This is a genomic window from Amaricoccus macauensis (assembly GCF_014201905.1).
Taxonomy (GTDB): domain Bacteria; phylum Pseudomonadota; class Alphaproteobacteria; order Rhodobacterales; family Rhodobacteraceae; genus Amaricoccus; species Amaricoccus macauensis.
In genome coordinates this window covers 134,956-155,508 of record NZ_JACHFM010000003.1, presented here as the reverse complement: position 1 = coordinate 155,508, position 20,553 = coordinate 134,956, and the positions used below count along the sequence as shown (strand labels likewise).

General features: G+C 68.6%; 19 protein-coding genes. 3 read left to right on the top strand and 16 right to left on the bottom strand.

Annotated features, from left to right (window positions below):
- Together HNP73_RS14640 and HNP73_RS14635 are read left to right on the top strand one after the other, a co-directional pair.
- Positions 1-1,971: a TonB-dependent receptor domain-containing protein gene (locus tag HNP73_RS14640; RefSeq protein WP_184151168.1), complete on the top strand. Its 1,971-nt coding sequence runs from the start codon at positions 1-3 to the stop codon at positions 1,969-1,971.
- A 27-nt stretch (positions 1,972-1,998) separates the two neighbouring features.
- The gene (locus HNP73_RS14635; RefSeq protein WP_184151165.1) at positions 1,999-3,006 is read left to right on the top strand and encodes a calcium-binding protein; all 1,008 of its coding nucleotides are present in this window, start codon (positions 1,999-2,001) and stop codon (positions 3,004-3,006) included.
- A gap of 104 nt (positions 3,007-3,110) precedes the next feature.
- On the opposite strand, the gene der is transcribed toward HNP73_RS14635, so the two are convergent.
- The 4 genes from der to HNP73_RS14615 all read right to left on the bottom strand — a co-directional run bounded on the left by der (position 3,111) and on the right by HNP73_RS14615 (position 8,135).
- Positions 3,111-4,565, bottom strand: coding sequence for a ribosome biogenesis GTPase Der (gene der, locus HNP73_RS14630; protein ID WP_184151163.1), 1,455 nt, complete (start codon positions 4,563-4,565; stop codon positions 3,111-3,113).
- 263 nt (positions 4,566-4,828) lie between these two features.
- Positions 4,829-6,142, bottom strand: coding sequence for a PQQ-like beta-propeller repeat protein (locus tag HNP73_RS14625; protein ID WP_184151160.1), 1,314 nt, complete (start codon positions 6,140-6,142; stop codon positions 4,829-4,831).
- 19 nt (positions 6,143-6,161) lie between these two features.
- On the bottom strand, positions 6,162-6,833 hold the full coding sequence (locus HNP73_RS14620) for a hypothetical protein (RefSeq protein WP_184151157.1): 672 nt from the start codon (positions 6,831-6,833) through the stop codon (positions 6,162-6,164).
- Positions 6,834-6,920: 87 nt separating this feature from the next.
- On the bottom strand, positions 6,921-8,135 hold the full coding sequence (locus HNP73_RS14615) for a LysM peptidoglycan-binding domain-containing protein (RefSeq protein WP_184151154.1): 1,215 nt from the start codon (positions 8,133-8,135) through the stop codon (positions 6,921-6,923).
- Between the two features lie 111 nt (positions 8,136-8,246).
- Here HNP73_RS14615 and HNP73_RS14610 point away from each other — a divergent pair, with 111 nt between their 5' ends.
- Positions 8,247-8,819 carry an LOG family protein gene (locus HNP73_RS14610; RefSeq protein WP_184151151.1) on the top strand — a complete coding sequence of 191 codons (573 nt, stop codon included), beginning with the start codon at positions 8,247-8,249 and terminating at the stop codon, positions 8,817-8,819.
- Here the strand turns inward: HNP73_RS14610 and rarD are convergent.
- From rarD to HNP73_RS14550, 12 genes are all read right to left on the bottom strand, one after another.
- Entirely contained in the window at positions 8,800-9,750 is a 951-nt protein-coding gene (rarD, locus tag HNP73_RS14605; RefSeq protein ID WP_221288690.1) for an EamA family transporter RarD, read from the bottom strand. The genes HNP73_RS14610 and rarD overlap by 20 nt on opposite strands.
- Positions 9,751-9,847: 97 nt before the next feature.
- Entirely contained in the window at positions 9,848-10,948 is a 1,101-nt protein-coding gene (locus HNP73_RS14600) for an NAD(P)-dependent alcohol dehydrogenase (RefSeq protein WP_184151149.1), read from the bottom strand.
- 65 nt (positions 10,949-11,013) lie between these two features.
- Entirely contained in the window at positions 11,014-12,510 is a 1,497-nt protein-coding gene (locus HNP73_RS14595) for an aldehyde dehydrogenase family protein (protein WP_184151146.1), read from the bottom strand.
- Positions 12,511-12,634: 124 nt separating this feature from the next.
- Complete coding sequence (locus HNP73_RS14590) at positions 12,635-13,624, bottom strand: AraC family transcriptional regulator (protein WP_184151143.1); 990 nt, start codon at positions 13,622-13,624, stop codon at positions 12,635-12,637.
- 327 nt (positions 13,625-13,951) lie between these two features.
- Complete coding sequence (locus HNP73_RS14585) at positions 13,952-14,551, bottom strand: superoxide dismutase (RefSeq protein WP_184151140.1); 600 nt, start codon at positions 14,549-14,551, stop codon at positions 13,952-13,954.
- Positions 14,552-14,638: 87 nt separating this feature from the next.
- Positions 14,639-15,001, bottom strand: coding sequence for an Mth938-like domain-containing protein (locus HNP73_RS14580; protein WP_184151137.1), 363 nt, complete (start codon positions 14,999-15,001; stop codon positions 14,639-14,641).
- Positions 15,001-15,984, bottom strand: a complete 984-nt coding sequence (gene secF / locus HNP73_RS14575) for a protein translocase subunit SecF (RefSeq protein WP_184151134.1) — start codon at positions 15,982-15,984, stop codon at positions 15,001-15,003. Before secF ends, HNP73_RS14580 begins: the two co-directional genes overlap by 1 nt.
- A gap of 13 nt (positions 15,985-15,997) precedes the next feature.
- Positions 15,998-17,662, bottom strand: coding sequence for a protein translocase subunit SecD (gene secD, locus HNP73_RS14570; protein ID WP_184151131.1), 1,665 nt, complete (start codon positions 17,660-17,662; stop codon positions 15,998-16,000).
- Between the two features lie 49 nt (positions 17,663-17,711).
- On the bottom strand, positions 17,712-18,047 hold the full coding sequence (gene yajC, locus HNP73_RS14565) for a preprotein translocase subunit YajC (RefSeq protein ID WP_184151128.1): 336 nt from the start codon (positions 18,045-18,047) through the stop codon (positions 17,712-17,714).
- A 245-nt stretch (positions 18,048-18,292) separates the two neighbouring features.
- The gene (locus tag HNP73_RS14560; protein WP_184151125.1) at positions 18,293-18,982 is read right to left on the bottom strand and encodes an ABC transporter permease; all 690 of its coding nucleotides are present in this window, start codon (positions 18,980-18,982) and stop codon (positions 18,293-18,295) included.
- Positions 18,972-19,661, bottom strand: a complete 690-nt coding sequence (locus HNP73_RS14555; RefSeq protein WP_184151122.1) for an ABC transporter permease — start codon at positions 19,659-19,661, stop codon at positions 18,972-18,974. Before HNP73_RS14555 ends, HNP73_RS14560 begins: the two co-directional genes overlap by 11 nt.
- A gap of 12 nt (positions 19,662-19,673) precedes the next feature.
- Positions 19,674-20,438: a transporter substrate-binding domain-containing protein gene (locus tag HNP73_RS14550; RefSeq protein WP_184151119.1), complete on the bottom strand. Its 765-nt coding sequence runs from the start codon at positions 20,436-20,438 to the stop codon at positions 19,674-19,676.
- Between the last annotated feature and the right edge of the window lie 115 nt (positions 20,439-20,553).

Genomic DNA, 20,553 nt, shown 5'->3' with positions numbered 1-20,553 from the left:
GTGGCCTGCCGCCTGCCCCCCGCGCTCTCGCCCGCTGTCGCGGCGCTCTGGGCAACGGCCGCCGTTGCGCAAGGGACGCCCGACGACGGCGCCGGGACGACGGTGCTCGACACCGTGGTCGTGTCGGCGATCCGAAGCGGCGAGGGCGCGGACGCGCGCGGACAGGTCGATGGCGAGACCCTGGCCGGCGCCTATCAGGGCGCCGGGCTCGAGAGCGTGCTGAACTCCATCGCCGGCGTCACCACCGCGACGACCGCCGGCGACCCGGCGATCGCCGTCAGCGTTCGCGGCCTGAGTGGCGAGGGCCGCACCGTTGTCACCATCGACAGCGCCCGGCAGAACTTCGCGCGCAGCGACCATGGCGTGAGCGGCACCTTCTATCTCGACACGGAGATGCTGCGCTCCGTCGAGGTGGTGCGCGGCACCACCGGCACCGACGCGGCCCCCGGCGCGATCGGCGGCACGGTGGCGCTGCGCACCATCGAGGCGGCCGACCTCCTCGGCCCCGGCGCGGCCCAAGGCGGGGAGGCACGCATCCGCGCCGGCACGCTGACCGACGAGCCCACCCTGCACGCCGCCCACGCCCGCCGCCTCGGCGAGCACGCCACCGGCCTCATTGCCTTTACCCGCGCCGAGGGCTCGGACTACGACGCCGGCAACGGCCAGACCGTGCAGGCGGCCGAAAGCCTGCGCTCGGGCCTCGCGAAGGTCGGCCTGACCTTCGACGGTGGCCAGACGCTCACCTTGGGCTATTCCGCCCTCGGCTCGGACTTCCAGACCGGCCGCGCGTCCGGCTACCCACGCCGAACCGAGGCCGATGTCACCAACGCCACCCTCGCCTACGCGGACGGGCCGGCCGACCTCACGCTCTACCGCACCACCACCCGGGTCGCCCAGCAGCGCCTCGACGACCTCTTCGCCCCCACCGGCCCGTGGCGCTCCTACGACACGACGACCGACGGCCTCCGCGCGACCAGCACCTCAGACCTCTCCCTTGGTCCCACCGAACACACCTTGGGCTTCGCCGCTGAGGCGTTCCGCGACAAGGTGACAACGGACGATCCCGGCGCAGCCCTCACCGGCGGCAGCCTGACTCCCTCCGGCGAGCGCCGCATCGCCTCGCTTCTGATCGAGGACAGCCTGCACCTCGGGACCGACACCCGTCTGGCGCTCTCGCTCCGCTATCTCGACTACCGCCTCGAAAGCCCGGACGGCGACGTCTCCGACACCTCGTTCTCCCCCGCGGTCACGCTGGAGCATCGCGTCCTCGGCCCGCTCGTCATCTACGGCACCGTCGCGCGCGCCAGCCGGCCGCCGACGCTCTCCGAAACACTGGTGAACGGCACGCACCCGCCGCCCGCGAGCTTCGAGATCCGACCCAACCCCGGCCTCAAACCGGAACGCGCGCTCACCACCGAGATCGGCGCGACGCTCTCGCTCGGCGACCTCCTCACCCCGGGCCATCAGCTCGACGCCCGCCTCGCCGTCTACCGCAACGACGTCGACGACTTCATCGGGCTCGTGCAGCAGGGCTCGCTCTTCGACGCGTGGTTCCAGTACGAGAACATCGACAAGGTCCGCATCGACGGCGTCGAGCTCGAAATAGCCTACGACGCGGAGCGCATGTTCGGCAGCCTCTCCGGCCAGATCATGGACGGCGTGAACCGCACGACCGGCGGCCCGGCCTCCGGCGTGCCGCCGAGCCGGCTGGTCCTGACCGGTGGCCTGCGCACCCGCGACCAGAGCCTCGAGGCCGGCGCCCGGCTCTCGCTCACCAGTGCGCGCAACGACGCCACGCTCTCGAGCGAAAGCTGGGGCACGCTCGATCTCTTCCTGACCCGCGACCTCGGCCCGCACGCGAGCTTCGGCCTCGCGCTCAACAACATCACCGGCGAGACCTACACGCCCTACCTCACCACCGAGCCTGCGCCGGGGTTCAACGCGCTCGCCTCGCTCTCCCTCACCTTCTGATCCCGGACCCACGAGAGGACCCCCACCATGACCCTGACGATCCGGCTGACCGCGCAGAGCGGCCAAGGCGTGAATTTCAACACCGGCTATGACGCCTTCTTCAACGGCTTCACGCCCCACAGCTTCCCGCTGATGTACGGGCCGACCGCGAACCGCGTCACGCAGGTCGTCCACCTCGACACGCCGGTGGCGGGTCAGGAGGCACGGACCAAGGCGATCCTCGTGAACGGCGACAAGTTCCAGTACACCTTTTCCAATCACTCGGTCAGCGGCGAGATCGGCTCGATCGACCTCGTGCGTCTGGGCGCGGCCTACAACTCCGGCACCGGCGATCTCAACCTGAGGAACGGCACGGTCCAGACCGCCAGCAAATACATCTCCATCGCCGGCCTCGACCTGACGAACCCCGTCGGGGTGAAGGGCGATGTTCACGAGATCATCTCCGGCTTCATGGGGGGCGGCCCGTCGGGCACCAGCGCCGACCCGAGCGCGCTTTCCAGTCACCTCTGGGCGGAAGGTCACACCCTGATCGGCTCTACCGGCAGCGACTCCTATGTCGGTACCCGCTTCGCCGACACCGCGCGCGGCCTCGCCGGCAATGACACGCTCTCGGGCCAGCAGGGCAACGACCGCCTTGAAGGCGGCACCGGCAAGGACGTGCTGCTCGGCGGCGTCGGCAACGACGTGCTCGTCGGCGGCGCTGGCGCCGATCGCATGACCGGCGGCGCCGGTGCCGACACCTTCGCCTTCAACACCGTCGCCGAGCCCGCGACCGATCTCATCACCGACTTCAGCCGCGCCCAGAAGGACCGGATCCAGCTGAACGCGATTGATGCCGACACCACCACCGCCGGCAATCAGGCGTTTCACTGGATCGCCAAGGCAGGCTTCTCCGGCGACGCGGGCGAACTCCGCTACGTCACCACCGGGGCGAAGACCGTGGTCTATGGCGACGACGACGGCGACCGGGTGGCGGATTTCCACATCGACCTCACGGGCAACCTCACGCTCGGCGCTGGTGACTTCATCCTCTGAACGAGGTGCGGCGACCGCCCTCCCTCAGGCTGAAGAAGCGGCAAGCGCCGGAATGATTTATCGAGTGATTCCGAGTACATGGTAAGGGTGCGCACTTGCGCACCCTAGCCCTCGAAGCGTCTCGGCTTGTGCTTGTCGAGCGACGTCACGTTCTGCTTCCGCCGGTTCGCATAGGGGTTGTCCCCCGAGCGCAGGTAGAGACGGATCGGCGTCCCCGGCATGTCGAAGTCCCGCCGGAGCCCGTTCACCAGGAACCGCTTGTAGTCCTCCGGCACCGCGTCCGGGATCGACGCGAACAGCACGAACGTCGGCGGCCGGGTCTTCACCTGCGTCATGTAGCGCAGCCGGATCCGCCGCCCCGCGGGCGCCGGCGGCGGATGATCCGCCGTCTGCGCCGCCAGCCACCGGTTCAGCCGCGCCGTCGAGATCCGGGTGTTCCAGACCGCATAGGCCTTCACGATCGCCGTATGCAGCCGGTCAAGCCCCTTGCCGGTCAACGCCGACACCATGACCATCGGCGCGCCCCGAAGCTGCGGCAGGAGCCGCCCGAACGCCTCGCGCAACTCGTTCAGCTTCTGCGGCTTCTCTTCCTCGAGGTCCCACTTGTTGACCGCGACAACCACCGCCCGCCCCTCACGCTCGGCAAGGTCGGCGATCCTCAGGTCCTGACTCTCGAACGGCACCTGCACATCGAGAAGTACGACGACCACCTCGGCGAACTTCACCGCCCTGAGGCCGTCCGAGACCGAGAGCTTCTCGAGCTTCGCCTGCACCTTCGCCTTCTTCCGCATGCCCGCGGTGTCGAAGATGCGGAACGGCGTGCCCATCCAGTCGACGGTGACCGCGATGGCATCGCGGGTGATCCCGGCCTCCGGCCCGGTCAGCAGCCGATCCTCGCCGAGGATCGCGTTGACCAGCGTCGACTTGCCGGCATTCGGCCGCCCGACGACCGCGATCTGGATCGGCCGGCCCGCCGGCAACGCCGCGCCGCCGCCTTCCTCGTCGACGTTGTCGTCCACCTCGTCGCCGACATCGACCTCGAAGATCGCGGCCGCATCGGGAAACTCCGCCGCAATCGGCTCCAGCGCGCGCAGGAGGTCATCCATGCCGATGCCATGCTCGGCCGAGAGCGCCAGCGGCTCGCCGAGGCCGAGCTCCCATGCCTCGATCAGCCCCGCCTCCGCCGCGCGCCCCTCGGCCTTGTTGGCCGCGAGGATCACCCGCGGCGCCCGCTTGCGCAGCAGCTCGGCCAGCGTCCGGTCCACCGGCGTGACCCCGACCCGCGCGTCGATGAGAAACAGGCAGACGTCGGCCGAGTCCACCGCCCGCTCGGTCAGCGCCCGCATCCGTCCGGGCAGGCTCGCGTCGGTCACTTCCTCGAGCCCGGCGGTATCGATCACCGTAAAGCGCACCGGCCCGATCCGGCCCTCGCCCTCGCGCAGATCCCGCGTCACACCCGGCTGATCGTCCACGAGCGCCAGCTTCCGGCCGACGAGCCGGTTGAAAAGCGTCGACTTGCCCACATTGGGGCGCCCGACAATAGCAAGAGTGAAGGACATCAGAGCGGCTTTCCCGGCGAGCGGCCCCCGGAACCGCGCAGACCCGATCCTTACCCGTCCGCTCGATCATTGAAAAGCCGGAAGCTTGGGGCAGGCGACCCCGGCCCCGCCCTCGACCTCTCCCCGCCTCCGGCCAATGGACCGTCGTGGGTCAGGCAAGGTCGAAGTCCGCCGCCGTCAGGGAACCCTGGAAACCATCAAGCGTAACCTGCGGAAGGCCCTCAAGCGGCGGAGAGTCCCTTGGGGTTCAGCGACTGGCGGCGCTACTGGAAAGCGAGAAGCTTCCCGTCCGTGGTGACGATGTACATGACGCCGCCCGCCACCGCGGGCTGGGCGGCGGCGCCGCCGGGGATCGCGATCTCCACGAGCCGTGAGCCATCGACCGGCGAGAATGCCCGCAGCACGCCGTCGCCGCTCGCCACCCAGATACGGCCACCGGCGAGGACCGGCCCGAAGTAGGGCACCGCCCGGCTCGGCTTGCCGCGACCGAAGAGGCCACCGTAGGGGAACCACTCGGGCAGGCTCACCTGCCAGATGTAGTCGCCGGTCGCGGCGTCGGCGCGCACCAGCGCACCCTCGTCGGAGAGCAGGAAGATCGAGCCGCCGACCGGCCACGCCGGCCCGTAGGACCCTTCGTCCATGGTCCACGCGCGCTCGCCGGTCGCGGCGTCGATGCGCGTGGTCCGGCCCGCCTGGTTCGAGGCGAAGATCGCGTCGCCATCGACCACCGGCGCGCCGCTGACGTCGATGATCGCGCTCCGCACGTTCTGCGGCCGGCCACCGGTGATTGCGGTGCCCCAGATCGTCAGGCCGTTGCGCGCGAGGACGCCTAGCACCTCGCCGGAGGCGAAGGGAATGACCGCGAGCTGGCCGTTCACCGCCGGGCTCGACCCGCCCATGATGCCCGTGCCGCCGGTGCCCTGCACCTGCCACAGAATCTCGCCGGACCGCGCGTCGAGGGCGAAGCCGTTGTCGTCACGCTGCACGACGATCACCCGACCGTCCGCCACCGCCGGCGCGGCCTGCACCGGCGCGGAGAGCGTGCGCTGCCAGATCGTTGCACCGGTCGCCGGCTGCAGCGCGAAGACGTCACCAAAACCGGTCGTGACGTAGAGCACGCCGTCCGCCTCGGCAAAGCCGCCGCCGGGGCCGTTGTCCTCCATCTGACCCGGCGGGACCAGGCTCTTCGTCCAGGCGATCTGTCCGGAGCGGGAGACCGCCGTCAGCTGGCCGCCGGCGTCGAGGGTGAAGATCAGGCCTTGCGCCGCGATCGGTCCGGTCAGGATCCGGCGGCGTCTCGCGTCGCCTTCGCCGATTGGCACCGACCAGATGAGTTCCGGCACGGGGCGGAGCGCCGGATTGACCAGCCGCCCGGCCGAGGCACCGTTGCGATGGGTCCACTCGGCGTTCATCACCGCCGCGGGGATGGCGATCGGCTTCGCCTGATCCGGGCCGGCCGTGGGCGCCACGACTTCCTCGCGGACCGGAAGCCGAACTCCCGGCAGCGGCCCATTGGACTGGCTGCACGCGGCGAGGCCAAGCAGGAGCATCGCGGCAGCGGGGAGAACACGGGGCATTGTCATTGGCGCTCCGCGCTCAGCCGTCGGCGAGGGTGGGCAGCAGGGCGACGGTGCCACCCGCGGCGATGACGAGCTGGCGCGCCCGCGCCCGCATGGCCTCGGTGGCGCTTGCGTCGGTGATCACCGCGTTCAGGTCCTCGACGGCAGCCGGCTTGTCGCCCTGATCGAGATGCATGAGCGCCCGCTGTTCAAGAGCGAGCGGCCGGAAGAAAGAGTCCGGGGACGAGAGCGTCTCGAGGGTGGCGGCGCGCTCGGACGGGTCCATGGTCTTGCCGAGCAGCATCACCCGCTGAAGCGAGGCGAGCTGACGGTAGACCGGAAGGATAGAATTGTCGTCGGCAAGCGCGAGCAGCACCGCCGCCGCCTTGTCCGGCTGGCCGGCGGCAGTCAGGGCACCAGCCTCGCCAAGGCGTGCGATGATCGCGTGGGGCGCGTCCTTCGCCACGTCGCCAAAAAGCCCGGCGCGGGTCGCGGGATCAGTCTCGGTGAAGGCGGCGTGGAGCGTCGCACCGGCGCCTTCCGCCTGATCCGAGTGGCGCAACTTCATGATCTCGTTCGCCGCCGCACCACCGACGATCAGCAGCACGATGGCCATGAGGATCCAGCCGTACCGACGCAGCGTGGCGTAGAGCCGGTCGCGGCGAACTTCCTCGCTCACCTCGTGGATGAAGGAATCGCTGTTGTGCAAGGCCCGAAGTCTCCGATCCGCTCGCGCTTGTCTTACCCGCCGGCCCGCGTGGTGCCAAGGGCCTCGGGCCAGTGCTTCACCAGTGCTTCACTCGACCGTGGTCCCATCGGTGCCGGTTGTCACGGTCCCGTCCGGCATCCGGAAGATCTGGCCCGGGTATATCAGGTCGGGATCACGGATCAGGTCGCGGTTGGCGGTGAAGATCTTCGTGTACTCGACGCCCGAGCCGTAGTGATTGCGCGCAATGGTCCAGAGGTTGTTGCCGGGCTGGACGGTCAGCTCAATCCGCGCCACGGGGCCGGTGCCACTGTCCACCGGCGGACTGACCGATCCGGGGCGCGGCGGCGGCGGCAGGTCCCGCTGGAACGGGGTCTCGATCCGGCTCGCCACCGTGCCGTCGGGACCGAGCTGGTCGACCCGCAGTCGGTAGAGGCCTTGCGCCACATCGCCGAGGCCCGCCTGCCAGCGGCCATCCGCCGCGACGTGCACCTCCTGCGCGAAGCGGTCGTCCACGTAGATGCGGATCACCGAGCCGGCGGTACCGACGCCCGAGAGACGCACATCACCCGCCGCGCCATAGGAGATCGATCCGAGCGTGACCGGCCGCTTCGCCGCGGGATCACCCGGCGGCGGCAGGACTTCGACGCCCGCGTCCCGCACGATCGCGGTCGCCGCCACGGTGGGCGAGGCCAGTGCGGGCGAGGCGAGTGCGCGCGGGGCCGCAGGTTCGGCCGCCGCGATGTCGGCGGATGCCACCTCGGACGTCTGCGGCAGCAGCATCACCACATCCTTCGAGGTTACCTGGCCGTCGGCGGTCTCGGCCCCGAGAGTGAGTGCCCGCGGGGCGGCGCTCGGCTCGACCGAGAAGAGCGCCACAAAGTTCCCCTGGCTGTCCGCCTCGGCCGTGGAGACCGGCTTGCCATCGGCAAAGATCGTGACCTTCGCGCCCGGCTCCGCCTTCCCGACCACAGCGGCCTTGCCATCCGGCTCGACGCGCACAACGTCGAATGCCGGCGCCTGCAACTCGGGAGGAGCGGCTTCGGCGGGATCGGTACCGGGCGTTGCAGCGGTCTCGGCGCCCGCCGGCGCGTCGGACGGCGCCTGCCCGAACGGATCGGCCGTCGCGGGCCCGGCGTTCGGGGTGTCCGTTGGGGTGCCCGTTGAGGTGGCCGTCGGGGTGATGGTCTCGTGAGGCGCAGTCGCATCCGGGCGCTTCGCGAGCCACGCGGCAGTGGTGCCCGCGACCACCATGATCGCGGTTGCGGCGAGCACCATGCCCGGGCGCGACGATCGCTCGCCCATATCCGTCTTCCTCCCAACCCGCGCCTCGCCTCCGGCGCGGCAGTTTGCTAGCTAGCAGGTTGTCACAGATTACTCACCCAGCAAAGTCCGAGAAAGATCAGGAGCCTGTTCATGCCAGTTGAATTAGCGCGATCCGTCTGCGTGTTCTGCGGGTCGCAGGCCGGCCGAAGGCCGATCTACGCCGAAGCGGCCCGAAACCTCGGCCGGGCGCTGGCCGAAGATGGCTACCGTCTCGTCTATGGCGCCGGCGATGTCGGGCTGATGGGCGAGGTCGCGCGCGCGGCGCTCGATGTCGGCGGCAAGACCTTCGGGGTGGTGCCGAAGCACCTCATCGACCGGGAAAAGGGCAAGCGCGACCTCGGGCACCTCGTCGTCACCGAGACGATGCACGAGCGCAAGAAGGTCATGTTCATGAACGCCCACGCCATCGTCGCCCTGCCCGGCGGCCCGGGCACGCTCGACGAGCTCTTCGAGGTGCTGACCTGGCGCCAGCTCGGCCTTCACGCGAAGCCGGTCTTCCTGCTCAACGTCGGCGGCTATTGGGATCCGCTGCTCGCGCTCATCGAGCACATCCTGCAGGAGGGCTTCGCCGAGCGGGCGTTCGGCGCCTACCTCGAGCCGGTCGCCACTGTCCCCGCGCTGATGGAGCGGCTCGCCAGGAGCCTCACGGCCCGGCCTGACTGACCACCATCCGCTGCTGGCGCAGGGTCTCGCTGGAATAGAGCGCGAGCGCCGTCCAGATCAGCGCGAACGTGACGCCGTGCCAGAGCGTGAAGTGTTCGCCGAAGACGGCGACCGCCACGAGGAACTGCAGCGTCGGATTGAGGTACTGCACCAGCCCGAGCGTGGCGTAGGGAATGCGCCGCGCGGCGTAGGAGAAGAGAATGAGCGGCCCGCCGGTCAGGATGCCGGAGAAGACGAGCATCGCGCTGGTCAGGAAATCCTTGCCGAACATCCCCCCGATCCGCCCGCCGAGGTCCGTCCATGACCCGCTGTGCATTCCCCAGAGCCAGATGAGCGCCAGCGGCGTCAGGAGCAGAGTTTCGAGAAAGACGCTGACCACCGGCCCGAGCGGCAGGCGGTTCTTGATGAGGCCGTAGAAGGCGAAGGTCGCGGCGATGGCGATCGCAGTCCACGGCGGGGCACCGAGCCCGTAGGTCAGGAGCACGACGCCAGCCGACGCGAGCCCGATCGCCACCGATTGCAGCCGGGTGAACCGCTCGCCGAGCACGAGATAGCCAAGCGCCACGGCGAAAAGCGGGAAGATGTAGTAGCCGAGGCTCGACTGCAGCGCGTGCCCGGTCTGCACCGCCTGGATGAAGAGCGCCCAGTTCGCCGCGACCATCAATGAACTCGCCGCCAGCATCGCCAGATACCGCCGGCTGCCAAGCGCGGCGCGCACCTCGGTGCCCCGCCCCTGGCTGAAGACGACGATGCCGAAAAACACCGCACTCCAGAGTGTGCGGTGGCTCAGGACCTCGATCGGCGGCACGTTCGACAGTGCCTTGTAGTAGATCGTCGACAGGCCCCAGATCGTCGCCGTCGCGACCATCGCCAGCACGCCTTTCCGCGCCTCCGTCACGCACCCGCTCCCCTTGTCAGAGGCGCGGACCATGGCCGAGACTCCCGGTGCCGACAAGGGCGGCGAATGGCCTCGACGCGCAAGGCCGCCCGAGAGACCCGACCGCCGGCCTCGGCAGTCGGGCAGCCGGTCAGGAGAAGCGAAGCACCGGCTTGATCGCGCGACCCTTTTCGCTGTCCTCGACCGCCTGATTGATGTCCTCGAAGTCGTAGAACGACACCAGCTTGTCGAACGGGAAGCGCCCCTGCCGGTAGAGTTCCACGAGCTTCGGGATGAAGAGGTCGGGCACCGCGTCGCCCTCGCAGATGCCGCGCACCTTGCGGCCGAGCAGGAGGCCCCATGTGTCGAGCGGGATCTCCGAGCCATACGCCGGCGCGCCGATCATGCCGCACTCGCCCATGATGCGGATCGAGTCGACCGCCTGACGCAGCGCCTTGAGGTTGCCGGAGGTCTCGAGCGACCACTGCGCCCCGAGGCCGCCGGTGATCGCCTGTACCGCCTTGACCGGGTCTTCCTTCGACGGGTTGATCGTATGGGTCGCGCCGAGTTCCCTCGCGAGCTTCAGCCGCTCCTCGTTCAGGTCAACCGAGATGCACACCGCGCACCCCGACACCACCGCCGCGAGAAGCGCCGAGAGACCGACCGACCCCGCGCCGTAGATCACGATCGAGTCGCCCGCCTGCGGGTGCAGCGAGTTGATGACCGCGCCGGCGCCGGTCTGGATGCCGCAGCCGAGCGGCCCCATCAGCTCCAGCGGCACGTCCGAGGGGATCTTCACCACGCTGCGCTCGGTGCCGAGCGCATAGGTCGCGAACGACGACTGGCCGAAGAAGGCGCCGTGGATGATCTCCGGTCCCTTGTGCATGGTCGGCGCGCCGTCCATCCGCGCAAAGCCGAAGTTCGCCTTGAAGAAGTCGCGGCAGTACATCGGCATGCCGGTCTGGCAGGTGTCGCAACCGCCGCAGGAATTGCAGCTCATCACCACGTGGTCGCCGACGGCCAGCTTCCTCACCCGCGCGCCGACCTTCTCGACGACGCCCGCGCCCTCATGGCCGTAGACCGCCGGGAAAGGCGCCGGAACCACCTGATCGCGCGGCAGAGTGTCGGTGTGGCAGATGCCGCAGCTCACCATGCGGACCAGCACCTCGTCGTCACGGGGCTCGTCGAGCTCGACAGCCTCGATCGAGAAGCCACCACCCTTCTCGCGCATCACCGCAGCAGAGATCTTCATCGCTATCCTCCCCTTCTTCTTCAGGCCGTCTCTTCTTCAGGCCGTCTCTTCTTCAGGCGTCGGCTTCAGATTTTCGGCGCGAACCACGCGGGCTTCACGCGCGTCTGGATCGTCACCGCCTTCGGATGCGTATACATGTTCAGCGTCTCGTGGCAGAACTCGCTCCCGATGCCGCTCTCCTTGAAACCGCCGAACGGCGATCCGGCGGCGAGATTGAAGTAGTTGTTGATCCAGACGTTTCCGGCCTCCAGCCGCTCGGCCGTGTCCCATGCCGCCTTGAGGTCGTTGGTATAGAGCCCCGCGGCGAGGCCGTAGCGCACACCGTTCGCCTCGCGGATCATTGTCTCGGTGTCACTCCATCGGATGACGGAGAGGACCGGGCCGAAGATCTCTTCCTGGGCGATGCGGCTGTCGTTCGTGGTCTCGAAGACCGTGGGCTCGAAGAACCACCCGGCCCCGCAGTCCGCCACCTCGGCGCGGGCGCCGCCGGTCGCGAGCGAGCCCTGCGCGGCGCCGATCGCGATGTAGTCCTGCACCCGGCGCCCCTGCTTCTCCGAGACGAGGCAGCCGAGCAGCGGGAACGGGTTCGTCGGATCGGCCACCCTGATCCGGCGCATGCTGGCGACGAGCCGCTCCATGAAGTCGTCATAGATCGCGTCGTGCAGGAAGAGCCGCGTCCCCGCGAGGCAGGACTGGCCGTTGCAATACATCGAGGCGAAGGTGACGTTGTCGACGATCGCGTCGATCTCGGCGGGTGCGATGTCGGGAAAGACGATGTTCGGGCTCTTGCCGCCGAGTTCGAGCGAGACCGGCACCAGGCGGTTCGCGCCGGCGAGCGAGACGATGCGGCCGATCTCGCCGCTGCCGGTGAAGGCGAGCTTTGCCACGTCCGGGTGCGCTGTCAGCGCCGCCCCCGCCTCGTCGCCGAAGCCCGGCACGATGTTGATGACGCCGGGGGGGAAGATCCCGGCGATGAGCTTGCCGAGTTCCAGGGTCGAGAGCGAGGCGTTCTCGTCAGGCTTCAGCACCACCGTGTTGCCGGCGGCGACGGCTGGGGCGATCTTGAAGGCCGCCATGATCGCCGGGACGTTCCACGGGATGATCTGGCCGCAGACGCCATAGGGCTCGCGGCGGGCGATCAGGAAGCCGTCGGCGATCGGCCGGTTCCAGCCCTCATGGGTCAGCGCGGCGGCGGCGAAGTAGCGGTACTGCTGTGCGGCGATCGCGTGGTCGATGCCGGTCTCCCAGAGACCGCGCCCGATATCGAGCGTGTCGAGCATCATCAGCCGCGGCGTCTCGCGCTCGACCGCGTCGGCGAGCCGGTTGAGGCAGGCGGCGCGGTCTTCCGGGGTCTTTGCCCGCCAGCCCGGGAAGGCAGCCTTCGCCGAGGCGACGGCGGCGTCGATCTCCGCCGCGCCACACCGCGCGATATCGGCGAGATGCGCACCGGTGGCAGCATTTCGCGCCGGAAAGGTCGCGCCGGAGATCGGGCGGAACGCGTTGTCAATGAAGGCGCCGTAGCTCGCGGACAGGCTCCGCTCGACGATGGAGACGTCGGTCATCGGGGTCGCTCCTGCTTTGGATCGTGTCCCGTTCCGGCCGCGTCTGGCCTGCGGGAGGCGAGCCAAGCCTAGGCGAGGCCGTCGAGCCGCGTCTATCCGCGGACGGCTGACTTGCGACGGGCCGCTATCCGCCCCTTGCGGTTTTGCGGGTCTCGCTCGGGAGTTCGCCGAACCGCTGCCGGTAGAAGCCCGCGAAACGCCCGAGGTGGAAGAAGCCATGCGCCATCGCCAGATCGGCGAGTTCGGCCGCCGGGTCTTCCCGCAGGGCCGCCCGCACTGCGTCGAGCCGGAGCCCGCGCAGCCAGACCAGCGGCGCGTCGCCGAGATGGGCATGACAGAAGGCGTTGAACTGGCGCTCCGAGAGCGCGACAGCCCGGGCGAGGTCACTGAGCGTGATCGGCCGGTCGAGGTTCGCCATGGCGAAGGCCGCGAGCCGTTCGAGCCTGCGCCGATCCCGCTCGGGGGCTGGCCCGGACGCGCGGGCAGCGCACGGTGCGCCGCACGGGGCGCCCGCCTGCACGAGCAGAAACATCGCCATCCCCCGCTCCAGATGCGCGACCCAGGGCGCGAGGGCGGGGTTGATCCGGCTCCGGTCGTCGAGTGCGGCGAAGGTTTCGAGCTGGGCGTGCCACTGAGCGCTTGCCGCGTCGTCGAGCGCAAGGCCCGGGTTGCCGAGGAGTGCTGCATGGAGGTCGGGCCGGCCCATGCTCGCCGCCGTCTCCGAAAGGAGGGCGTGCGATACACGCACGATCAGTTGCTCGCTGCCTTCCGACCAGCGCAGCGCCACGGTGCGCCGCGGCGTGCTGACGATCGCCCGGCCCGTCGGCACCCGGCTCTCCAGCCGGTCGGCACTGATCTCGATGCCGCCGGCGCGCGAGAAATGGACGAGCGAGAAGCCGTCGTATCGGTCCGGCAGGATGCTGACCTCCGCGCCGTAGCGCAGCGCGTAGAGCGAGAGACGCGGCGTGTCGAACTTGCACATCCGCGTATCGACGCGGCCGGCGTGCCAGCGGAGGTGATGGTCGGCAAGTTCGGTCGAGACGAGATCATGGGTCTCGACACGCTCGCTCGATCGAAAGATGCACCGCCGTTCAAGCGCATCGAGTGCCGACATGAGGATTTCCCCGGACGTTACCCGGAATGGGTTCCCTCATATGGAACGCCCTTGTCAACTTCGTTGCCGCGCGAGCGGCCATTGGAGGGGGCCGCTCGCGCGGCCGCCCTTGGGGCCACGGGACCGACCTGTCGGGCAACCCGGGGGAACTCGCGCCCCGAGCCGGCATGTCCTGGCTCGCACGCCGGATCTGGTGCCACCCCCGTCCCTCGGGCAAGCACCGCGCACGCAGATGCGAACGACAATCCCGAACCGGCGATCGCGTCGCACGAAAAACGCCGCCGGCGATGAGGCCGGCGGCGCCAGAACGCAAAGGCTGGGCAGGGATCAGAGCGCCGCGGCGACCTTTTCCCAGTTCACCAGCTTCTCAAGGTAGTTGGTGAGGTAGGCAGGGCGCTTGTTGCGGTAGTCGATGTAATAGGAGTGCTCCCACACGTCGACGCCGAGAAGCGCCTGCTGGTTGAAGCATAGCGGGTTCACGCCGTTCTCGGTCTTGGTGACCTTGAGCGCGCCGGACTCATCCTTCACGAGCCACGCCCAGCCCGAACCGAACTGGCCGGCACCGGCAGCGGCGAACTCTTCCTTGAACTTGTCGACCGAGCCGAACGCGTCGGTCAGCGCCTTCTCGAGGTTGCCGGGGATCTTCACCGGGGTCGGCGTCATCCATTCCCAGAACTTGCAGTGGTTCCAGTGCTGCGACGCATTGTTGAAGATGCCGTTCTGGGCAACGGCGCCTTCCTGATAGGTGCCCTTGACGATCTCTTCGACCGACTTGTTCTCCCACTGCGTGCCGGCGATCAGCTTGTTGCCGTTGTCGACATACGCCTTGTGGTGGATGTCATGGTGGAACTCGAGCGTCTCCTTGGACATGCCCGATGCGGCGAGCGCGTCGTGGGCATAGGGAAGCTCCGGAAGTTCGAAAGCCATCTCGTTTTCCTCGCTGGTTGATCTCGTGGGCAGGGAACCCCGCCGTTGTTATAGTCCGCTACCCCGGCCGCGAAAGGGCAGATGCCGTCAGATCGGCATCAGAGCCGCCGCGACACGTCGTCCCTCTCCAAGGAGTACGTTGTACGTGCGACATGCCGATGGCGTCGCCATGATCTCGACCCCGACGCCGAGCGCCTCGATTGCACTGCGCGCGGCGGCAAAGCCTTCGGGCATCGGCCCCATGCTGGAACCGGCACCCACGAGGAGAACGTCAAAGGCGGTCGCCCGTTCCAGAAACGGCGTCAGATCCGGCAATCCCGCCCACGCGACGACCCCTTCGGGCACGAGACCAAGCGGCCCTGCATGAACCGCGCCCTTCACCCGGAAACCGCCCTCGCCATAGCTGTCGACGGGGATCCGGCCATCGAAATCTACCGCGAAGGTCCGCATCAGACCTTGGCGCCGGAGAAGGTCGTGCCGGCCTTGTTGCCGTCCTGCTTCGAGCTCCAGTCACGCTTGACGCCGAAGTAGATCACCACCGCGGAAGCCACGTAGATCGACGAGTACGTGCCGACCACGACGCCGAAGATCACCGCGAAAGCGAACCCCGACAGCACCTCACCGCCGAAGAAGTAGATGGCGAAGAGCGCGATCAGCGTCGTCACCGACGTCATCACGGTGCGGCTCAGCGTCTCGTTGAGGGCGATGTTCATCACCTCGGGCAGCGGCAGCTTCTTGTATTTTCTCAGGACCTCGCGCACGCGGTCGAAGACCACGACCGTGTCGTTGATCGAATAGCCGAGCACCGTCAGGATCGCCGCGATGATCGTCAGGTCGAACTCGATCTGGAACAGGCAGAAGATGCCCACCGTGACGAGGGCGTCGTGGACCAGCGAGGCGACGGCGCCGAGGGCGAACTGCCACTCGTAGCGCAGCCAGACGTAGATGCCGATGCCGATGAACGACAGCACCACGGCGAGGACGCCGTTGCGCACCAGCTCCGAGGAGACCTTGGCGCCGACGCTGTCGATCTGCAGGAACTGGATGCCCGGGAAGCGCTCGGCGAGCGAGGTGCGGACCTGTGCCACCAGTGCCTGCTGGCTGTCCGGGTCGTCGCCGGAGATGCCGAGCCGCATGAGCAGCAGGTTTCGCCCCTGGCCGCTGTCGTCGGAGATGTTGGTGACGGCCACGTCACCGAGGTTGAGCGTCGTCAATGCCTCGCGAAACTCGCCGACGGTCACGTCTTCCTGGGTCTGCACCGTCGCGATGGTGCCGCCGCGGAAGTCGACGCCGTAGTTGAGCCCCATGGTGAAGTAGAGGACGATCGAGGCAACCATGCCCAGCACGGAGAGCCCCAGCCAGAAGCGCATGGCCGTCCGGCTGAAGAAGTTGATCTTGGTATCGTCCGGAACGAGCCGCAGTCGAAACGCCATGGTCCTTGTCCTCTCAGACCGTGATCGTCTTGGGTCGCCGCCGGTCGAACCAGAAACCGACGGTGATCTGCGTCACGAAAACTGCGGTAAACACGGTGGAGACGATGCCGAGTGCCAGCGTCACCGCGAAGCCACGCACCGGCCCGGTGCCGAGGAAGTAGAGCACGAGTGCCACGATGAGCGTCGTCACGTTGGCGTCGATGATCGAGGACATCGCCCGCTCGAAGCCGGCGTCAATCGCCCGCGCCGGTCCTCGCCCTGCGCGCAACTCCTCGCGGATGCGCTCGTAGATCAGCACGTTCGAGTCGACCGCGACACCGATCGTCAGCACGATGCCGGCGATGCCCGGCAATGTGAGCGTCGCACCGATCAGCCCCATCATCGCCATGATCAGCGTGACGTTGATGACGAGCGCGAACACCGCCATCCAGCCGAACCAGCCGTAGCTCACCACCATGAAGGCCGTCACCGCCGCGAACGCCACGATCGCGGAGATGCCGCCGGCGTTGATCGAGTCCTGCCCGAGCTCCGGGCCGATCGTTCGTTGCTCCAGCACCTTGATCTCCGCCGGCAGCGCGCCGGCACGGAGCAGGATCGCGAGCTGGGAGGACTGATCGACCGTGAAGTTGCCGGTGATGATGCCCGAGCCGCCGGCGATGTGCGACTGGATGACCGGCGCCGAGATCACCTGATTGTCGAGAACGATCGCGAACGGGCTGCCGATGTGCTCGGCGGTGTATTGCCCGAATGCCGCGCCGCCCGTCGGGTTGAAGCGGAAGGTGACGGCGGGGCGGCCGTTCTGGTCGAACGATGGCTGGCTGTCGACGAGTTGCTCGCCGGTCACCACAGAGCGCTTGTCGACCACATAGAAGATGCCCGGCTCGTCCATGGACGGCAGGACCTCCTGTTCGAGCCCCGGCCGCACGTTCGGATCGCTGGTCCGGTTCGCCACCGTATGGAAGGACAGACGCGCGGTCTTGCCGATGATCTGCAGGAGTTCCTCGGCCGACCCGATACCCGGCACCTGCACGAGCACACGGTCGGTGCCCTGACGCTGGATCGACGGCTCGCGCGTGCCGCTCTCGTCAACGCGGCGGCGGATGATCTCGAGGCTCTGCTGCATGGTCCGCTGATCGAGCGCGGTCTTCTGCGCGTCGGTCAGCGTCACCACCAGCTGGTCGCCCTCGGCGCGCGCCTCGAACTCGCGGCCCGCGGTGCCGGTCAGCGAGAAGACCGGCTGCGCCGCCTCCTCCACCGCCTTCAGCGCCGCGTCCATGCCCGCCGCGTTGCCGATGCGGATGCGCAGCTCCTCCGGCGAGCCGTCGAGCCGGCGCACCGTGCCGATCTGGTCGCGCAGGTCGCGAAGCCGGTCGCGCAGGTCAGGCCAGAGGCCCTCGAGCTGCTCGGCATGAACGTCCTGCGTCTGCACCTGCACCAGCACGTGCGCGCCGCCCCGGAGGTCGAGGCCAAGGTTCACGAGCGTATGGGGCATCCAGGCCGGCCAGCGGCTCTCGGCCGCCGCCATCTCGGGGGTCAGCGTCGCGCCGCGCTCCACCGCCTTGCGGGCGTCGTTCGCCCCCTCGACGCGCGGATAGAACAGGTTCGGCAGCACCACGACGAAGGCGATCACGCAGACCGCGAGGATCAGGAGCTTCTTCCAGGTAGGGGTATGCAGCATGAAACGGGACGTCTCCAGGCGGCGGCCTTTTCAGCCGCCGCGGGCGGGATCAGGCGTCGTTGGCCGCCGGCTCGGTCTTGCTCACCACCTGGGCGATCGTCGACTTCACCACGCGGACCTTCACGTTCGGCGCGACCTCGACCTCTACCTCGCCGTCGGCGACCTTGGTCACCTTGCCGAGCAGGCCGCCACCGGTGACCACCTGATCACCGCGGCGCACCGCCTCGATCATCGCCCGGTGCTCTTTCACCTTCTTCTGCTGGGGCCGGATCATCAACACGTACATGATCACGAAGATGAGGATGATCGGCACGAAGCTGATGAGGCTGCTCGCGGCACCACCGGGTGCCGCAGCGGCCTGCGCGAAAGCAGGCGTTGCGAACATGTCGTTTCCTTCCCTGGCCGAGCGGGCGGCCAGTCCACCAGCCCCCTCTGAAAAACGCGCGGACCCTAGCCGTGCGCCCGAGTATTGGCAAGGTGACTTGGCCGACGTTCGATCCTCACCGGGAACAACACCTGCACCGCGCGGGGGTTGAATTTCCGCGAGGAGAGACAGTGGCGGACCCGATGGAACGCCGATCCGCCGGGCTCCCGATGCCGGCCCGTGACTGCCGCGTGACTACCGCGCAACTACCGCGCGACGGTGAGGTGCCGGAGATAGCGCCCTTCCAGCCCGCGGAAGATCAGGACCAGCAGGAGCGTGATCGCCATGTAGAGGAGCGCCGCGGTCACGAAGCCCTCGTAGGCGAGATAGAACTTCGCGTTGAGCGTGCGGCCCGCGCCGAGGATGTCCTGAATGGTGATGACGCTCGCAATGGCCGAGCCGTGCAGCATGAACACCACCTCGTTGCCGTACTGCGGCAGCGCCCGCCGGAGCGACGACGGCACGAGGACGAGCCATGTCACCATCCACGGCCGCAGGCCCAGCGCCTCGGCCGCCTCGATCTCGCCCCGCGGCGTCGTCTCGAACGCACCCCGCATGATCTCGGTCGCATAGGCACCGGAGTTCAGCGAGAAGGCGATGACGGCGCACCACCACGGATTGCGCAGAAGCTCCCACGCCCAGCTCGACCTGATCCAGTCGAACTGCGCCAGACCGTAGTAGATGAGAAACGTCTGCACGAGGAGCGGCGTGCCGCGAAACAGGTAGACATAGACCCCGAGCGCCGGAGCGACCCATGGCATCCGCCGCGCGCGGGCAAGCCCGGCGGGCAGTGCGATCAGGAAGCCGATGGCGACGGCGATCGCCGTCAACTCCAGCGTGATCCAGATCCCCCGGGCGAAGAGCGGCCAGTTGGCGAGGACAAGGTCAACGCGCATGGACGGTCCCCCGCGCCGCCCGCCGCTCGAGCCATTCGAGCGCGAGGTTCGAGACCCAGGTGATCGCGAGGTAGACCACCAGCACAACGATCAGGAACAGAAACGGCTCGCGCAGGGTCTTGCCGACATCGTTCGCCCGCCCGACCAGATCTTCGAGCCCGATCACCGAGACGACAGCCGTGGATTTCACCAGCACCTGCCAGACGTTGGCGTATCCGGGCAGCGCGAGCCGCGCCACCTGCGGCAGCATCACCGCCCAGAGCACGGCAAAGCGGTGCAGCCCGAGCGCGCGGCCGGCGTCACCCTGCCCCCGCGGCACCCCGAGATAGGCGCCGCGGAACGTCTCGGTCAGATAGGCGCCATAGAGAAAGCCGATCGAGAGCACGCCGGCGAGAAACGGCGGCAGGTCGACCGCGGGCAGGCCCACCGCCCCGAGGGTCACGTTCACAAGGCGCTGCCCGCCGAAATAGACGAGCAGCAGCATCACGATGTCCGGCACCCCGCGCACCAGCGTGGTGTAGGCGAGCGCCACGGCCCGGGCGATGCCCGAGGCCGAGAGCTTGCCCGCCGCCCCGAGCACGCCGAGCACCGTGGCGAGCGCCAGCGACGCGAGCGCCAGCGCCACGGTGACGAATGCCCCGCTCAGGAGGATCGGCGCGTAGCGGAGAAGATCCCCCATCGGCGCGACGGATCAGTCGCCGCCGTAGATGTCGAAGGGGAAGTACTTCTTTTCGAGCTCCTGATAGGTGCCGTCAGCCCGGATCGCGGTGATCGCCGCGGTGAACTTGTCGCGCAGCTCGGTGTCTTCCTTGCGCACGCCGATCGCGGCGCCCGTGCCGTGCACCGCCGGGTCGTAGTGATCACCGCCGAGGAAGGCATACCCCTGACCCGCGGGGGTAGAGAGGAAGCCCGCGTCGAGCGCGATGCCGCTCGCCATCACCGCGTCGAGCCGGCCGGCCGCGAGGTCGAGCATCATCTCGTCCTGGGTGCCATAGAGCTGAAGCTGGGTCTCGGGATAGTGCGCTTCCATGTAGGCCTGATGGATGGTGCCGCGCTGCACGCCCACGACCTTGCCCGCGAGGCCCTCGGGCGAGTCGTCGAGCTTGGTGTCGGCCGGGGCCACGAAGCGGTTCGGCTCGCGGTAGTACTTGGCCGAGAAGTCGATCACCTGCTTGCGCTCGTCGGTCGCCGACATGGACGCCATGATCGCGTCGCATTTCTTTTCGAGCAGCGCCGGGATGATGCCGTCCCAGTCGACCTTCCGAAGCTCGCAGGTCTCGCCCATCTGCTTGCAGAGCGCCATGCCGATGTCGATGTCGAAACCGACGATCGAGCCGTCGGCCGAGGTCTCGGAGAACGGCGGATACGCGCCCTCTACGCAGTAGGTGAGGGCGAGCGCCGGCGACGCCGCCGCCAGACCCGCGGCAATTGCCGTCGCGCGAAGGATGCGCTGCATGAGGTGAGCTCCCTGTCCGTTCTTGTGACAGCCGACCCTAGCCGTGGCGCCCTGCGCGTCAAGCGGCGCTGGAGTGTCGTTCAGCTTATCGCGGGCCCGGACGCGGCGAAACGCA

Coding starts and splice junctions, on each gene's coding strand:
- HNP73_RS14635 (WP_184151165.1), top strand. CDS start 1,999: ATGACCCTGACGATCCGGCTGACCGCGCAGAGCGGCCAAGGCGTGAAT.
- der (WP_184151163.1), bottom strand. CDS start 4,565: ATGTCCTTCACTCTTGCTATTGTCGGGCGCCCCAATGTGGGCAAGTCG.
- HNP73_RS14625 (WP_184151160.1), bottom strand. CDS start 6,142: ATGCCCCGTGTTCTCCCCGCTGCCGCGATGCTCCTGCTTGGCCTCGCC.
- HNP73_RS14615 (WP_184151154.1), bottom strand. CDS start 8,135: ATGGGCGAGCGATCGTCGCGCCCGGGCATGGTGCTCGCCGCAACCGCG.
- HNP73_RS14610 (WP_184151151.1), top strand. CDS start 8,247: ATGCCAGTTGAATTAGCGCGATCCGTCTGCGTGTTCTGCGGGTCGCAG.
- rarD (WP_221288690.1), bottom strand. CDS start 9,750: ATGGTCCGCGCCTCTGACAAGGGGAGCGGGTGCGTGACGGAGGCGCGG.
- HNP73_RS14600 (WP_184151149.1), bottom strand. CDS start 10,948: ATGAAGATCTCTGCTGCGGTGATGCGCGAGAAGGGTGGTGGCTTCTCG.
- HNP73_RS14595 (WP_184151146.1), bottom strand. CDS start 12,510: ATGACCGACGTCTCCATCGTCGAGCGGAGCCTGTCCGCGAGCTACGGC.
- HNP73_RS14590 (WP_184151143.1), bottom strand. CDS start 13,624: ATGTCGGCACTCGATGCGCTTGAACGGCGGTGCATCTTTCGATCGAGC.
- HNP73_RS14585 (WP_184151140.1), bottom strand. CDS start 14,551: ATGGCTTTCGAACTTCCGGAGCTTCCCTATGCCCACGACGCGCTCGCC.
- HNP73_RS14580 (WP_184151137.1), bottom strand. CDS start 15,001: ATGCGGACCTTCGCGGTAGATTTCGATGGCCGGATCCCCGTCGACAGC.
- secF (WP_184151134.1), bottom strand. CDS start 15,984: ATGGCGTTTCGACTGCGGCTCGTTCCGGACGATACCAAGATCAACTTC.
- secD (WP_184151131.1), bottom strand. CDS start 17,662: ATGCTGCATACCCCTACCTGGAAGAAGCTCCTGATCCTCGCGGTCTGC.
- yajC (WP_184151128.1), bottom strand. CDS start 18,047: ATGTTCGCAACGCCTGCTTTCGCGCAGGCCGCTGCGGCACCCGGTGGT.
- HNP73_RS14560 (WP_184151125.1), bottom strand. CDS start 18,982: ATGCGCGTTGACCTTGTCCTCGCCAACTGGCCGCTCTTCGCCCGGGGG.
- HNP73_RS14555 (WP_184151122.1), bottom strand. CDS start 19,661: ATGGGGGATCTTCTCCGCTACGCGCCGATCCTCCTGAGCGGGGCATTC.
- HNP73_RS14550 (WP_184151119.1), bottom strand. CDS start 20,438: ATGCAGCGCATCCTTCGCGCGACGGCAATTGCCGCGGGTCTGGCGGCG.